Origin of the sequence: Ruegeria sp. HKCCA5463, assembly GCF_013034175.1 — a bacterium.
In the GTDB taxonomy this organism is placed as follows: Bacteria; Pseudomonadota; Alphaproteobacteria; order Rhodobacterales; family Rhodobacteraceae; genus Ruegeria.
This window is the reverse complement of the sequence record NZ_WQFL01000009.1, coordinates 38,241-52,207: the sequence shown is the minus strand read 5'-3', so window position 1 is coordinate 52,207 and position 13,967 is coordinate 38,241. Positions and strand designations below refer to the sequence as shown.

Here is a 13,967-nt window from a genome sequence, read left to right as displayed (position 1 = left end):
GGAGTATTATAGAAAAGATGAAGCTCAGAACGGCAGCTTGATGTCTGCGGGCAAGCCCATGCTTTCGGTCAGCTTGGCCATTTCTTCCTGTGAACGTTCAGCGGCTTTGGTCTGTGCATCCTTGATGGCGGCCAAGATCAGGTCTTCGACCACTTCCTTGTCATCGCCGTTGAAGATGGACGGGTCGATATCCAGACCTTTGAGTTCACCCTTGGCTGTCGCTGTTGCCTTGACCAGGCCTGCACCGGATTCGCCGACAACCATCATGTTGTTCAGCTCTTCCTGCATTTCGGTCATCTTGGTTTGCAGGTCCTGCGCGGATTTCATCATCTTGGCCATGTCGCCCAGACCGCCAAGCCCGCCGAGTCCTTTCAGCATAGTATTCTCCTGTGTCTCCGTTTGCGCTCTAGATACGGGCAGCAGCCACATGGCACAAGGGTTCTCCCGCCGGTCGGAGGCTCTACCGTTCCGGCCGGCATGTTGATCGGCGCAGGCGTCAGCAGGATCGTGCCGCCCGTCTGCGACGCCATATTCGCCTGCAGGTCCGAATAGCGCAGATCGTCCTTGGCGCGCATATGGCCTGCTGCCGAGACTGATCACACAGGGCAAAGAAAATCTGGGCGTGGTTCGAATGGCTACGCGGCATCCGGATCAGAATTGTCACGGGCCGCCTACCGCTGGCCGGTGTCGCAACAAACGATCTGAGACATGCAGGCGGATGTGTTCGATTGAAACTTCGTTCAGCTTCGTTTGAAACAGGGGGTGACGGGCGGCGGGGTCAGTCTTCCTCGAACGGGTCCCACTCGTCTTCAACCTCGGGAAGCGCTTCGGTCTCGACCTTGGCGGCGCGTTGCTCCGGCGTTTCGATCCTGGTGATTTTCGCCTTTGGAAATTGCGCCAGTACCGCCTGCACCAACGGGTGTTTTTCGGCCTCGGATTTCAGTGCCAGCTCGGCCTCGTCCCGTATTTCTGCAATTGTGGGGGCTTCTCCGTCCGAGACGATCGAGACAGCCCACCGATTTCCTGTCCAGCGTTGCAAGGCTGAGCCCAGTCGTGGCGCCAGATCTGCCGGTGCCTGGGCGGCGGGCGTAAATTCGATTCGTCCGGGTTGATAGGAGACGAGGCGCACGCCGTTTTCCACCTCGACCAGCAACTTCACGTCGCGATTGGTCCGGATCAGTTCCACCACGTGGTCGAAGGTTGGGTACCGGGCAAGGGCCGTCTGGGTATCCTGCGCCAGGGCTGCAACCGGTGCGCCACCGGCACCGCGAGGGGGCGGCGCATAGGCAGGTGGATGGGCTGCGCCAGCCGGCGCCGGACCGGTGCCCGGTCGGGATATCGAAACGCCGCCATTGGGCCCGCCCGGCGGCGGTGGCGGGGCATCTTGCAACCGTTTGATCAGCTCTTCGGGGCTGGGCAAATCCGCCACATGGGTCAGGCGAATAACGGCCATTTCAGCGGCCATCATGGCGTTGGGGGCAGCCGAGACTTCCTCGAGCGCCTTCAGCAGCATTTGCCACATCCGGGTCAGAACCCGCATCGGCAGAGCCTCGGCCATCTGTTGGCCCCGGGTCCGTTCGTCCGGAGAAACCGTCGGGTCCTGGGCCGCGTCAGGTGTGATCTTTACGACGGACACCCAGTGCGTGATCTCGGCCAGATCGCGCAGCACCGCCAGCGGGTCCGCGCCTTCGGCGTATTGCCCGCTCAACTCGGTAAGTGCGCCCGCGGCGTCGCCGCGCAGGATCATATCCATAAGGTCCAGAACCCGGCCACGGTCTGCCAGTCCAAGCATTGCACGGACCTGATCGGCGGTCGTCTCGCCAGCCCCGTGCGAAATCGCCTGATCCAGCAACGAGGTTGCATCCCGGGCCGATCCTTCCGCTGCTCGGGTGATCAGCGCCAGCGCGTCTTCGGCGATCTGGGCGTTTTCCGCTTCGGCGATCTTGCGCAGCAGGCCAATCATGTCTTCGGGTTCGATCCGGCGCAGGTCGAAACGCTGGCAGCGGGACAGCACGGTGACAGGGACTTTGCGGATTTCAGTGGTTGCGAAGATGAACTTCACATGCGCGGGCGGTTCTTCCAACGTCTTGAGCAGCGCGTTGAACGCGCTGGTCGAGAGCATATGAACCTCGTCGATGATATAAATCTTGTAACGCGCGCTGGCGGCGCGATAGCGAACACTGTCAATGATCTCGCGGATGTCGTTGACGCCCGTACGGCTGGCGGCGTCCATCTCCATCACGTCGACATGGCGGCCTTCCATGATGGCGACACAATGTTCACACTGACCGCAGGGCTCGGTTGTGGGGCCACCGGTTCCATCGGGTCCGATGCAGTTCATCCCCTTGGCGATGATCCTTGCGGTCGTGGTTTTGCCGGTGCCGCGAATACCGGTCATGATGAAGGCCTGCGCGATCCGGTCGGCCGCGAACGCGTTTTTCAGGGTGCGCACCATGGCATCCTGACCCACCAGATCGGCAAAGGTTTCCGGGCGATATTTGCGGGCGAGAACCTGATAGGCGGGGCTGGAGCTGTCTGTCATGTCTTCTCGTTGGGATTCGGTGCTTGGGCACAGCGTAGTGGCCACCGTTGCCCGCGTCCACAGCGGGGCGCGATGATTTTTGATTTAGAAACGAGTCGCTTTCGCACTAAACTGCATCAGCGGATTTAATGGCTCATTTTGTAAAGAGTTCTTTGGGGAGGACAGGATTCATGTCGCAGTTGGTGATCTACGCCCTGCAAGTCGGTGGCGGAACGCTGGCGCTGACCTCGATGCCCGGACGCGGCGGAGATTACTCCAGCGATCTGGATATGATCGCAGCCTGGCAGCCGGGGCTTGTTGTTTCGATGACGACGGATGTCGAAATGCTTCAGGACGGGGCGCAGGAATTTGGCAGCGATATTCAAAGCCGCGCCAGCCGATGGGTTCACCTGCCGATCGAAGATTTCGGAGCGCCGACAAAAGCGATTGATGACGCGTGGCCGTCCGTCAGCGCCGCGGCCCGGCACGCGCTTTCCGGCGGAGGTCGCGTATTGGTGCACTGCCGCGGGGGATGTGGCAGGTCAGGTATGATTGTCCTGCGGCTGATGGTCGAATGCGGCGAACGCGCGGACACGGCGCTGCAACGATTGCGGGCGGTGCGCCCTTGCGCCGTCGAAACGGATGCGCAACTGGCCTGGGCCTCTCGGCGCGCCCAGGCACAGGTCAGTCTGGATTCAGATTGAAATCTGCACGGGCGCGCAAGCAGGTTTCCGAGGCCGGATCGTGGAAACTTCGATCATCGCGCAGGGTGGGGTCTTCACGACGCCGGATGGCATCGCACTGAACGTGTTTCCGAAGATCAGGTCGGCATAGCCGTTCAGCGGCTCAAATGCGGTTTCGGGCTGCGTTCCGCAAAAGACACGAATGCTGTCTGATCGCGCGCGGAAAATTGCATGACATCCTTCGGCGCAATGTGACAGCTCGCTGCTGCCCTCAATCTCGAAATCGTCACTTGTGGCCGAGGTCGCCTGGGCCATGGCTTCGGATATCGAGCGCGCCAGCCGCGCCAAAGCGGGACAGGTTTTGCCCGTCCGCTGACATACTGTTGCACTGAATTCATGTGTTTTTGTCTTCCAGATCATCCTGCGCCCTCCGCGCTTGGTGGACAGGATATTTTGGACAGGTGGGACATCGTGATGCCGTCAGGACCTGCCCGGACACCCCGCCCGAGTTTCGGTTTCGTTTCCGATGGCAGGTCTCCTGACTTGCGGGTCATCGCTTTGCCGACCTTCCCAGCCTTCGGGGCCAGTGGTGTTTCGGCATCGCTTACCGCTTACAGTTGCGGGGGCAGTCGCGGATTTGGTTGTTGCCTGCATGACCAGACATTACCGCACCGTGTTCCCTTTTCATCCCGACCCCTTGTGGAGGCCGGAAACCATCACACAACCGCTAGCGTTTGAGCACGCATCGAGTCAAGCCGATCTTTTGACCGGACGCTTGGTCATGCTGGATACGATGTTGGTTCATGCATAGTGTCGAGGGCGTTGAGGTTCGGAAACCGGATTTACCAAGCGCAAAGCCAGAGATCATGTTGGACACAGAGCAAACGGTATTGACCGAAGAGTTTCGCTTTCCGTCCGGGCAGAAAACACTGTCTGCACGGTTGTACAGCCCGCTGACCTCGCCCGAAATCGTCGTCGTGCTGAACAGTGCAACGGGTGTGCCGCGCGATTATTACCGTCATTTCGCACGATGGCTTGCTGCCGAGCAGGGTATGGCCTGCCTGACCTATGACTATCGCGATTACGGGCATTCCTTGACTGGCCGCCTGAAAGACTCGCGTGCGACCATGGCGGATTGGGCCTTGATCGACATGCCCGCGGCACGGGCGGAAATGCGCAGACGGTTTCCCGATTCGCAGCATTGGACCATCGGTCATTCGATCGGCGCGATGTTGGGGCCTGTGCAGCCGGATATCGATCTGATTGACCGGATGATCTGTGTGTGTTCGGGGCTGGTAACCGTAAGCGACCACCCGTGGCCCTATCGGGGTTTGGCAGGATTGTTCTGGTATGGTCATGCCCCGCTTTTGGCCCGAGCCCTTGGCTACCTTCCCGGAAAGGCGATCGGGTTCGGCTCGGATCTGCCGGCATCGGTCTATTGGCAGTGGCGCAAATGGTGTACCGCGCCTTTGAATTATGTGCCTGAAATCGGGCATGAGTTACCTGCGGCGCAGTGGAAGGATTCTGGAACGCCCGTGGATTTGTTCACCTTCGAGGACGACCAGATGGTGCCGCCGGACGCGGTTTGGCGGCTTGCGGATCTTTACGGCCCCGATGCCAACCGCCACCTGCTGAGCCCCGCCGATTTCGGGTTGCCCGAGGTTGGTCATATCGGAGCATTTGCCCGGCGCAATGCAGCGGTTTGGCCGCGACTGATCGCTTGATCAGACGCGGCGCAGAACGGGCCAGGCCCCGACCCGCCATCACCGGTTGCGAAGTTTCTTTTCCTTCATGACGCCACGGACCATCTTGCCGAACGCTTTGTCCCGCGCCCGGGACTGCGCGACGGTCTCAGAATTGCGCTGATCTTCGCGCCAAAGCTTGCGCCACCGGTCCAATCGAGCCGGATCAAGCATGCCGTGGCTTATTGCCTTTTGCACGGCACATCCGGGCTCGGAGCTGTGCTGGCAATCCGAAAAACGGCAGTCCCGGCTCAACTCGGCAAGGTCCGAGAAAACGTCGTCGATCCCGTCCTGAGCGTCCAGCAGGCGCAACGCGCGCATTCCAGGTGTATCGATCAACCAGCCGCCGTTGCGCATCCGGTGCAGTGCGCGTGCGGTCGTCGTGTGTCGGCCCCGCGCGTCATCCTCGCGAATGTCCGAGGTGGCAAGATCCTGATCGGTCATGGTATTGGCAAGTGTCGTCTTGCCAACGCCCGACGAACCAACCAGCACTCCGGTCTGGCTTTTGGGGCACCAGGACAGCACCTTTTCAACCTCTGCCGGGTCCAGTGCGTTGATCGTCAGAACCGTCAGGAACGGGTCCAGTGATTGCACCTGTCCCGAGAAACTGTCAGGGTCCGCCGATTTGTCGGCCTTTGTCAGAACGACGACCGGGTAACACCCGGCCTGATACGCAAGCGCCAGATATCGTTCCAGCCGGGGCAGGTTGAAATCGGCATTGCAGGAGCTGACGATGAACAGCACATCGACATTGGCTGCGATCAGTTGCATTGCGGCGCCTGTACCGGCGGCGCGTCGGTGCAGCAGGCTGCGCCGGTCGAGCAAATGGCGCACGCGTTTGTCGTCATCGGTGAGAACCCAATCGCCAACGGCATAGCTGCCGGTCGTTTGATCGGGAGACAGCAACGGGACTTCGCCGTCAGGGTTCAGCCCGATCAGGCGGTCCCGATGAACGGAAGTGATGCGAAAAGGTGTGCATGAAGGATAAGCCGCGTGTTGCGCAGCAAAGTGAGAGGACCATCCCAGGTCCGAAAGTGCAAGAAACATTGGTTTGCCTGTCGTCAGAAACAGCACTCCCGACGGATGGCGATCGCTCATCCCCGGGTCATGTGTTCAGGCAGTCAGTCGATACCGTGAGGTCAGAACCGTGCTGCCCGAAGGGTCTTTGCTACAATCATAAAGCCCTCCTGCGGCTAAGGTTCGTAAAGTGAGAGGTTGGACATCGACCCAAGCGGGGCTCGTTGTGGCTGCTTCCTTCCGGACCTGACCAGGTTGGCGAGGCGCTCGCCCGCGCCAACCTCTCGACTCTGGATATAGGGAAGGCTTCGGCAAAAGACAACCCGTCAGAGCGTCAGCCGAATGCGTGCAAAACCGTTTTCGTCAGGTTCCAGAATCTTGGGGGCAAACCTGTTCAATTCGTCGACATACTTCAAAGCACCGGGACCGGTCCGAAGAATGGTCGTCATCCCCGATTTCGGCATCAGAGAGAACGGGTAAGGTTGCCGGGCCAATGGGTCGGGTGGCAGGCGGTGCGTCATGTAGTCCCGCAAAATGTCCCGGATATCCAGCGGGGGCAGATCGATGGCCGGGGCCGATGACACATGCGGGAAATGTCCGCCCCCGCTTGCGCGATAATTATCGAGCGCAACGACAAATGCCTGATCGGGTTGCACGGCCTGGCCTGCGCAAGTCAGATGATGCACCCGCCTGTGGCCGGGATGGATCATTTGCCCCCCGACATCGTAACGCGCCGGTTGCGACGGGTCGATCTGATAGGACAGGCCAAAGATGACATCGAAATTGTATCCCGCCCGATCCCGGTCGAACAGCTCTGCCTCGGCGTCGGGGAATTGTTGGTTGAATGCGCTGGCTGACATCTCCAACCACTCCAGCAGCTGCGCGCCCGTGATCTGAACCGCGCGCAACTCGTTGGGAAAGACATGCAGGTCCGCCACGTGACGCAGACAGATTTCACCGGGCGGCACGTCCGTATAGTGCCTGGGGCCAGAGCGTCCGCCGCATTTGGCCGGTGACGCGGCTGACAACAGCGGCAGCTCTGCAAGCGTGGTGCCGTGTAAGAAAGGGCGCAACGCGGCTGCCTGTGCGGCTGCCACAAGCGTCAATCCACGATCCGGCGCACAGAAACTGAAATGGCTGTGCAATGTGTCCGAGACGCGCGCAACGGGCGCGGCCATGTCCTGACGGGTCTGCTGATGTGCGGGTTCAACCAGATGCGCGATTTCCAAATCTTCGCCAATCGCGGTGCCGTCCACCGAAACCAGGCGCAATTCGGCGTGGCTGTCGACAACGCGCAGCCCCGACTCGTGCTGTAGGGTAACGGCCAGATCGATTACTCCAAGATATGCGCCTGCCGAGCCGGGCATGACAACCGGCGTTCCATGCACCAGCCCTTTCACGTAATCCACATTCGGGGTTTGCGCGCCGGTGCGTGCGGGAAGGGTCAGGTGAGTGTGCCCGGCGACAACAGCGTCGATGCCCTCGATCGCGGCCAGGGGAATAACGGCATTTTCAGTGTCGGTCGCTGCGTCCGGGTGTCCAAGCCCGGAATGGGCGAGCGCCACGATCAGATCGCACCCCTTTTCGCGCAAGATACGCGTCAGGGACCGTGCCGCGACAACGATGTCGTCCGCCGCTACGGTTTCGTTCAGATTGTGTTCTTCCCAACGCGTCGTCTGCGGCGGCAGAACCGAAAACACGCCGACGCGAATGGGCACATCCTTGTTTCCCACTCTCACGACACGGTCAAGGATCGTAAAACGCTGCCATGATTGTTGTTCTCCGGACCGATGAAGATTGCCGCACAGAACCGGGCACGGGGCTTGTGCAAGGGTCTTGTCCAATGTCGGCAGCCCGAACCCGAAATCATGGTTGCCCAGACCAATCGCATCATAGCCCAGCGCCTTGAATGCCTGCATCATCGGGTGGGGATTGTCGTTCCGAACGGCCCATTCGCCCATCGGCGTTCCCTGGAGCGAATCCCCGTTGTCGAAAATCAGCACCAGCGCGTCTGTGGCCTCGTGTCGGGCCTTGCGGATCAGGCTGGCGGTGCGTGTCAGCCCAAGCGTCGGGTCCGGTGTGTCCGCGTAATAGTCAAAACCGGTCAGATGCATGTGCAGGTCGGAGGTGGCAAGAATACGAATACGCCCACGGTCTTTTGTGGGTTGAACCTGCGTCGATGGGTTTTGCTTCACTTTTTTTGTTCTGCTTTTGAATGTGGTAATGGGCTAAAATCATCAAAGCGCAGTCTAGATGATTTTTCCGAGGCCGCCATGCGGCTTTTCGGCGGCGCGTCTCTGCGTTTTGCGTCTTGAATTGCCATTGCAACAGGGCCTGAGACATGGCAGCCCTGTGCGCAAGACCAGAAGGAATTCCAATGAAAAACGCAGAGCAGGTGACTTTCGGTGGCTCGGGCCTGAATCGGGCAGCGCATCTTCGTGGGGATTCAGAGAAGCTGTCCGAGATGGCGCGCGACCCTGCTGCGCGATGCATATTGCTGTGGCGAGGCAAGCTTTTGGTCGTGGGCGCGGCGCTGGATCAGCTTGCCCTGACGCAGATGACCCACCCGCTGGTATGCGATGGCCCCGGCGGCGTGATCGAAGCACCGGTTTTTCTGGGCCTGAGCGCAGAGGGCGCACCCCTGTTTGCCGCGGATATCTCGGCCTGGGCGGCAGAGGGATTGGATCTGACCGGCCTGGGAGAGTTCGTGGACAGATCCGAACAGCAGCACCCGGATTTGCCTGAAGGGCATGTTTTCGCCGAGCTTCGCCGGATCATGGCGCGATTGTCGCCTCGTGATGCCGAACTGGCCGCATCGGCCAAGGCGGTTGTGGGTTGGCACGAAACACATCGCTTCTGCGCTCGCTGCGGCGCAGCCAGCGATATGTCGCAAGCGGGATGGCAGCGCAGTTGCCCGTCATGCGGCGGGCAACATTTTCCGCGCACGGATCCGGTTGTGATCATGCTGATTACGCGTGGGGACAATGTGCTTATGGGGCGGTCTCCGGGTTGGCCCGAGGGAATGTTTTCCTTGCTGGCGGGATTTGTCGAACCCGGCGAAACGCTCGAAGCGGCGGTGCGTCGCGAAGTGATGGAAGAGGCAGGCGTACCTGTTGGTGCGGTGTCTTACCTGTCCAGCCAGCCCTGGCCGTTCCCGGCATCCCTGATGTTCGGATGCGCCGGCGAGGCCCTGTCGCGCGACATCGTTATCGATCCGGTCGAGATCGAAGAGGCGATGTGGGTCAGCAAATCCGAAATGATGCAGGCATTTGCCGGCGAACATCCCCGGTTGTTGCCGGCTCGCAAGGGAGCTATCGCTCATTTTCTGCTTCAGAACTGGCTTGCGGATACGCTGGACTGAGGAAAAACTGGTGAAGCCATAAACAGCAAAGGTCATTATGCAGTTTTCAGCGCGCGAAGATATCGAAGCCCCGATCAATTCGGTGTTCGACATGGTGTCGGATTTCGAAAGGTTCGAACGTATGGCGATGCGTCGTGGTATCGACGTGCGGCGTCTGGAGGCTGATGCAATGGTGGTTGCCGGCACTGAATGGAAAACCGAATTCAAGTTGCGTGGAAAGCCGCGCCAGATGTCGGTGGTGATGACGGATTACGACAAGCCGTCGCAAATGCGGTTCGAGGCGGCCAGCAAAGGGATGACCGGCCTGACGACAGTTGATTTTCTGGCCCTGTCTCCGCGCCGGACACGCCTGAGCATCGAAATGTCCTTGGCCGCAAAGTCCTTGCCCGCGCGGTTGCTGTTGCAGTCCATGAAGCTTGGACAGTCAAAGTTCCGCAAGCAATTCCAGGTGCGGTTCAGCGAGTTTGCGCGTGAACTGGAGCAGCGTCACCTGCACGGGGCGTGAACGGCGTCTGCTGGGCTGATCGGGGCAAGGATTGGAAAAGAAACCGCAGATGTCGCACATCATTTTTCTGCATGGCGCATCAAGCAGTGGTAAATCGACGATCGCGCAGGCTTTGCAACAGAAGATAGCGAAGCCGTTCTGGCATATCTCGATCGACCACTTGCGAGATTGTGGTGTTCTGCCGCTGGATCGCTATCGCCGTGGCGAGTTCGATTGGTCCGACGACCGATCGGCAGTCTTTGATGGGTTTCATCAGTCGCTGGCTGCCTACGCGGCCTCGGGCAACAATCTGATTTTGGAACATATTCTGGATACGCCGGGGTGGGACAAAGATTTGCGCGACCTTTTCCGCCCGTTTGATGTTCTGTTCGTGGCTGTCCATTGCCCGGTTCCCGAGTTGAACGCGCGCGAACGATTGCGCGGCGACCGTCCGGTGGGAAGCGCCCAACGGGACCAAACCATGATCCACGCTGGCAGAGTTTACGATATCGAAATTGATTCCATGGACGGCATTGAAGCCAACGTACAGACAATTCTTCAGGCATGGCGCAGTGACCTGCGCCAATCGGAATTCAGCCAGTCTTTCGCGTGACCTGTCAGCCGCGAGGATGGGCCGCAGGGTAGACGCCAAGAACCTCGACATTGGTCGTGAAATGTTCCAGCTCGTCCATTGCCAGCTGCACATTGCGGTCTTCGGGATGTCCAACGATGTCTGCATAAAACTGCGTTGCCGTGAAGGATCCGTCGACCATATAGCTTTCCAGCTTGGTCATGTTGATCCCGTTAGTGGCAAAGCCACCCATGGCCTTGTACAGCGCGGCCGGGATGTTGCGGACCTGAAACACGAAGCTGGTGATCATTTCATACTCACCCCGACGTGACAGATCCGCCTCTCGTGACATGACAAGAAAACGGGTCGTGTTGTCGTCATTGTCCTCGATATGGCGGGCCAGCACGTTCAGGTCGTAGATTTCAGCCGCAAGCTCGCTGGCCAGAGCGGCGGAATGCAAATCCCCGATTTCGGCCACTTCGCGCGCGGCGCGGGCATTGTCGGGACTGACACGGCCGCGAATACCGTGTTCTTTCAGAAAGCCGGAACATTGCGGCAGCAGCACCAGATGCGAATGCGCTTCGGTGATGTCTTCCAGTTTTGCGCCGGGTACACCAAGTAGGTTGATGTGAACACGCACGAACGCTTCATCGATGATGTGAAGCCCGCTATGGGGCAACAGCCGGTGAATATCGGCAACCCGACCATAGGTCGTATTTTCGACCGGCAGCATCGCCAGATCGGCCGCGCCCGAGCGAACTGATTCGATCACATCCTCGAATGTGCGGCAGGGCAGGGCCTCCATTTCGGGTCGTGCGTTGCGGCAGGCCTCGTGACTGTAGGCGCCGGGTTCGCCCTGAAAAGCAATGCGATTGGTCATTTGGTCGATTCCATGCAACAAGTTCGCGATTTGGTCGTTTCGTCGCGGTGTCTATACCTTGCCTCTCGCAAGTGGAAGCCTTAGACACCTGCGCAGACAGCTGAAATGGACACGCGATCAATGTTCGACACGATGACAGTTACGAAGGCCGCCGCAGGCCTGTTCGGCACTTTCCTGGTGCTGCTTCTGGCCAAATGGGGGGCTGACATCCTCTATTCTTCCGGTGGCCATGGCTCGGCTGAGGCCGCCTACATTATCGAAACCGAAAGCTCGGGCGAAAGCGCCGACGGCGAAGAAGTGGTCTTTGAAGATCTGCTGGCCGCCGCTGACGTTGAGAAGGGCGCGAAAGTATTCCGCAAGTGCACCGCGTGCCACAAGCTGGAAGACGGGGCGAATGGAACCGGCCCTTACCTGTATGGCGTAGTTGATCGCCCGGTTGCCTCGGCAAAAGGTTTCACCGGTTACTCAGCCAGCATGCAGGCCCATGGCGGCAACTGGACGCCCGAAGCGCTGGATGCCTTCCTGGAACGCCCAAGCGCCTATATCTCGGGAACATCGATGAGTTTTGCTGGCTTGAAAAAACCTCAGGACCGCGCGGACTTGATTGCTTATCTGCAGACAATTGGCAACTGATTGCCTGAGAGACCATTGAAGTTCAGAGCCGCTGCCCCGCGCAGCGGCTTTTTTTGTCTGAAGGGAACTTCACAAAGCGCTCACGCATTCTAAACTTGAAACTGTCAGCGTTGGCACTTTAGCTAGCGTATGCGACATAAAAGATTACAATAACCCAGAGGATGAGCCCCATGATATCCCTAATGCCTGCTGCACGTGATCTTAAGGTCAGGCCATTGGCTGGCATATTCGGGCTTTGTGCTGTTCTGCTCTCACCGCAAGCCGCTTTGGCATTGGATGAGGGGGTTACCCGCAGTCATGGATATTCGTATTTCGGCAATCTGGATTACACTGCTGACTATCCGCATCTGAATTACGTGAATCCAGATGCGCCCAAAGGTGGTGAGTTGTCCTTGGCGGCTTCGGGGACGTTCGATTCCCTGAATCCCTATTCCCGCAAGGGGCGCGCAGGCGCCTTGACGACGCTGCAATATGATCGCCTGTTCGAAAGCTCTGATGACGGTGTCGGGCAGTATTACGGCGTGCTGGCGGAAAGTCTGGAATATGATGAAGGGCGCAACTACGTCATTTTCCATTTGCGACCCGAAGCAACCTTTTGGGATGGCACGCCGGTGACGGCCGAGGATGTTGTCTACAGCCACCGCCTGTTCATCGAACAGGGCCTGCCTTCGTACGCCCAGGCCGTGGGCCGCATGGTGACGGGGGCCGAAGCGCTGGATGATCACACGGTCAAGTTCACGTTCAATCCGGAAGTCACACGCCGCAGTTTGATCGAGACCGTTGGGTCGACCCCCGTCTTTTCGAAAGCATGGTTCGAGGCGGACGAGTCCCGGCGTCTGGATGAGCCGCGTCTGGAAGTTGCGGTCGGCTCGGGCCCCTACAAACTCGACAGCTATGACATCAATCGCCGTATCGTTTACAAGCGACGCGACGACTATTGGGGTAAAGATCTGCCATTCAATGTTGGTCGTAACAATTTCGATACCATTCGCGTCGAGTATTTCGCCGATCAGACAGCGGCGTTCGAGGGGTTCAAGGCCGGTGAGTACACGCTGCGGATTGAAAGTGATCCCAAGCTTTGGGCGACGGCGTATGATTTTCCGAAGCTGAACGAAGGAGTGATCGTACGGGACGAGATACCGGATGGCAGCCCGCCAACACCGTCAGGCTTCGTCTTCAACCTCGGAAAACCGCAGTTCTCCGACAAAAACGTACGCAAGGCCCTTGCCTTGGCCTTCAATTTCGAATGGGCAAATGAATCCCTGCTGTTTGGTCTGAATTCACCGCGCAATTCCTTTACACAAGGCACCCCGCTGGAAGCGCAAGGCCTGCCCGAGGGCGATGAACTGGCGTTTCTTCAAGCGCTGGGTGAGGTTGTGCGCGAGGACCTTCTTTCAGAACCTGCCGTGACGGTTCACGAGTCAAACCCCGCGCGCCTGAACGATCGCAGAAATCTGCGAAAAGCCGCGAAATTGCTGGACGAGGCCGGGTGGCCTGTCGGCGATGGCAACGTGCGGCGCAACGCGGAAGGACAGACGCTCAAGGTGGATTTCCCCTATCCTTCAAATCTGCCGACTTCGACGGCCACGATGATTGAAACCTATGTCCAGAACCTGCAAGCCATTGGCGTGGATGCGTCGGCGGAAAAGGTTGACCCGGCGCAATACACGCTGCGCAGCCGCGAGCGGGACTATGACATGGTCTATTCCACACGTTACGGGTCTTTTTTGTCGACCGGTGGCGGGTTGAGTCAGATGTACGGCTCGGAAGAGGCCGCATTCAGTCTTTTCAACCCGGCCGGATTGGCAAGCCCATTGGTTGACGCAATCATCGAAGCATCCTTTGATACCGACAATCAGGCGGATCAGGACACGGCGTTGAAGGCGTTGGATCGCGCTTTGCGGTACGAGTTCTTCGTGATCCCCGTAGGATACATCGCTGACCACTGGGTGGCATATTACGATATGTATGAATACCCGGAAAACCTGCCGCCTTATTCCTTGGGCTATCTGGATCTGTGGTGGATCAATCCGGAAAAAGAGGCCGCACTGAAAGCGAAAGGCGCGCTGCGATAA

At 59.0% G+C, this 13,967-nt stretch carries 13 protein-coding genes, 1 other RNA gene and 1 riboswitch; of the genes, 7 read left to right on the top strand and 7 right to left on the bottom strand.

What is annotated here, in order from left to right:
- Positions 1-24: 24 nt before the first annotated feature.
- Both GOW09_RS17785 and GOW09_RS17780 read right to left on the bottom strand, forming a co-directional pair.
- Positions 25-378 carry a YbaB/EbfC family nucleoid-associated protein gene (locus tag GOW09_RS17785; RefSeq protein ID WP_170347293.1) on the bottom strand — a complete coding sequence of 118 codons (354 nt, stop codon included), beginning with the start codon at positions 376-378 and terminating at the stop codon, positions 25-27.
- A gap of 400 nt (positions 379-778) precedes the next feature.
- The gene (locus tag GOW09_RS17780; protein ID WP_171119864.1) at positions 779-2,542 is read right to left on the bottom strand and encodes a DNA polymerase III subunit gamma/tau; all 1,764 of its coding nucleotides are present in this window, start codon (positions 2,540-2,542) and stop codon (positions 779-781) included.
- A gap of 170 nt (positions 2,543-2,712) precedes the next feature.
- Here GOW09_RS17780 and GOW09_RS17775 point away from each other — a divergent pair, with 170 nt between their 5' ends.
- Positions 2,713-3,225 (top strand): dual specificity protein phosphatase family protein, encoded by a 513-nt coding sequence (locus GOW09_RS17775; RefSeq protein ID WP_171119863.1) that lies wholly within the window; start codon positions 2,713-2,715, stop codon positions 3,223-3,225.
- On the opposite strand, the gene GOW09_RS17770 is transcribed toward GOW09_RS17775, so the two are convergent.
- Complete coding sequence (locus GOW09_RS17770; protein ID WP_171119862.1) at positions 3,217-3,624, bottom strand: hypothetical protein; 408 nt, start codon at positions 3,622-3,624, stop codon at positions 3,217-3,219. The two genes, GOW09_RS17775 and GOW09_RS17770, sit on opposite strands and share 9 nt — an antisense overlap.
- A 90-nt stretch (positions 3,625-3,714) precedes the next feature.
- A riboswitch (cobalamin riboswitch) is annotated at positions 3,715-3,937 on the bottom strand.
- A 133-nt stretch (positions 3,938-4,070) separates the two neighbouring features.
- Between GOW09_RS17770 and GOW09_RS17765 the strand changes: the two genes are divergently transcribed.
- On the top strand, positions 4,071-4,928 hold the full coding sequence (locus GOW09_RS17765) for a hypothetical protein (RefSeq protein WP_171119975.1): 858 nt from the start codon (positions 4,071-4,073) through the stop codon (positions 4,926-4,928).
- Positions 4,929-4,967: 39 nt separating this feature from the next.
- Here GOW09_RS17765 and rsgA read toward each other — a convergent pair whose 3' ends face one another.
- The 3 genes from rsgA to GOW09_RS17750 all read right to left on the bottom strand — a co-directional run bounded on the left by rsgA (position 4,968) and on the right by GOW09_RS17750 (position 8,158).
- Complete coding sequence (gene rsgA, locus GOW09_RS17760) at positions 4,968-5,993, bottom strand: ribosome small subunit-dependent GTPase A (protein WP_171119974.1); 1,026 nt, start codon at positions 5,991-5,993, stop codon at positions 4,968-4,970.
- Positions 5,994-6,151: 158 nt separating this feature from the next.
- An RNA gene (ffs, locus tag GOW09_RS17755) (signal recognition particle sRNA small type) lies at positions 6,152-6,250 on the bottom strand.
- 39 nt (positions 6,251-6,289) lie between these two features.
- Positions 6,290-8,158, bottom strand: coding sequence for a bifunctional 2',3'-cyclic-nucleotide 2'-phosphodiesterase/3'-nucleotidase (locus GOW09_RS17750; RefSeq protein ID WP_371808058.1), 1,869 nt, complete (start codon positions 8,156-8,158; stop codon positions 6,290-6,292).
- 182 nt (positions 8,159-8,340) lie between these two features.
- Here GOW09_RS17750 and nudC point away from each other — a divergent pair, with 182 nt between their 5' ends.
- Genes nudC through GOW09_RS17735 form a run of 3 tightly spaced genes read left to right on the top strand, consistent with a single transcriptional unit; the run spans position 8,341 to position 10,421 of the window.
- The gene (gene nudC, locus GOW09_RS17745; protein ID WP_171119861.1) at positions 8,341-9,324 is read left to right on the top strand and encodes an NAD(+) diphosphatase; all 984 of its coding nucleotides are present in this window, start codon (positions 8,341-8,343) and stop codon (positions 9,322-9,324) included.
- A gap of 37 nt (positions 9,325-9,361) precedes the next feature.
- Positions 9,362-9,829 carry an SRPBCC family protein gene (locus GOW09_RS17740; protein WP_171119860.1) on the top strand — a complete coding sequence of 156 codons (468 nt, stop codon included), beginning with the start codon at positions 9,362-9,364 and terminating at the stop codon, positions 9,827-9,829.
- A gap of 49 nt (positions 9,830-9,878) precedes the next feature.
- On the top strand, positions 9,879-10,421 hold the full coding sequence (locus GOW09_RS17735) for a chloramphenicol phosphotransferase CPT family protein (protein ID WP_171119859.1): 543 nt from the start codon (positions 9,879-9,881) through the stop codon (positions 10,419-10,421).
- Positions 10,422-10,425: 4 nt separating this feature from the next.
- On the opposite strand, the gene GOW09_RS17730 is transcribed toward GOW09_RS17735, so the two are convergent.
- On the bottom strand, positions 10,426-11,259 hold the full coding sequence (locus GOW09_RS17730; protein ID WP_152459200.1) for a prephenate dehydratase: 834 nt from the start codon (positions 11,257-11,259) through the stop codon (positions 10,426-10,428).
- A gap of 120 nt (positions 11,260-11,379) precedes the next feature.
- On the opposite strand from GOW09_RS17730, the gene GOW09_RS17725 reads away from it, so the two are divergent.
- The gene (locus GOW09_RS17725; protein ID WP_152459925.1) at positions 11,380-11,892 is read left to right on the top strand and encodes a cytochrome c family protein; all 513 of its coding nucleotides are present in this window, start codon (positions 11,380-11,382) and stop codon (positions 11,890-11,892) included.
- Positions 11,893-12,062: 170 nt separating this feature from the next.
- Complete coding sequence (locus tag GOW09_RS17720; RefSeq protein WP_171119858.1) at positions 12,063-13,967, top strand: extracellular solute-binding protein; 1,905 nt, start codon at positions 12,063-12,065, stop codon at positions 13,965-13,967.

Bases quoted from the DNA above. Each gene is read 5' to 3' on its own strand.
- GOW09_RS17725 (WP_152459925.1), top strand. From the start codon at position 11,380: ATGTTCGACACGATGACAGTTACGAAGGCCGCCGCAGGCCTGTTCGGC.
- GOW09_RS17785 (WP_170347293.1), bottom strand. From the start codon at position 378: ATGCTGAAAGGACTCGGCGGGCTTGGCGGTCTGGGCGACATGGCCAAG.
- nudC (WP_171119861.1), top strand. From the start codon at position 8,341: ATGAAAAACGCAGAGCAGGTGACTTTCGGTGGCTCGGGCCTGAATCGG.
- GOW09_RS17765 (WP_171119975.1), top strand. From the start codon at position 4,071: ATGTTGGACACAGAGCAAACGGTATTGACCGAAGAGTTTCGCTTTCCG.
- GOW09_RS17740 (WP_171119860.1), top strand. From the start codon at position 9,362: ATGCAGTTTTCAGCGCGCGAAGATATCGAAGCCCCGATCAATTCGGTG.
- rsgA (WP_171119974.1), bottom strand. From the start codon at position 5,993: ATGTTTCTTGCACTTTCGGACCTGGGATGGTCCTCTCACTTTGCTGCG.
- GOW09_RS17730 (WP_152459200.1), bottom strand. From the start codon at position 11,259: ATGACCAATCGCATTGCTTTTCAGGGCGAACCCGGCGCCTACAGTCAC.
- GOW09_RS17735 (WP_171119859.1), top strand. From the start codon at position 9,879: ATGTCGCACATCATTTTTCTGCATGGCGCATCAAGCAGTGGTAAATCG.
- GOW09_RS17775 (WP_171119863.1), top strand. From the start codon at position 2,713: ATGTCGCAGTTGGTGATCTACGCCCTGCAAGTCGGTGGCGGAACGCTG.
- GOW09_RS17770 (WP_171119862.1), bottom strand. From the start codon at position 3,624: ATGATCTGGAAGACAAAAACACATGAATTCAGTGCAACAGTATGTCAG.
- GOW09_RS17720 (WP_171119858.1), top strand. From the start codon at position 12,063: ATGATATCCCTAATGCCTGCTGCACGTGATCTTAAGGTCAGGCCATTG.
- GOW09_RS17780 (WP_171119864.1), bottom strand. From the start codon at position 2,542: ATGACAGACAGCTCCAGCCCCGCCTATCAGGTTCTCGCCCGCAAATAT.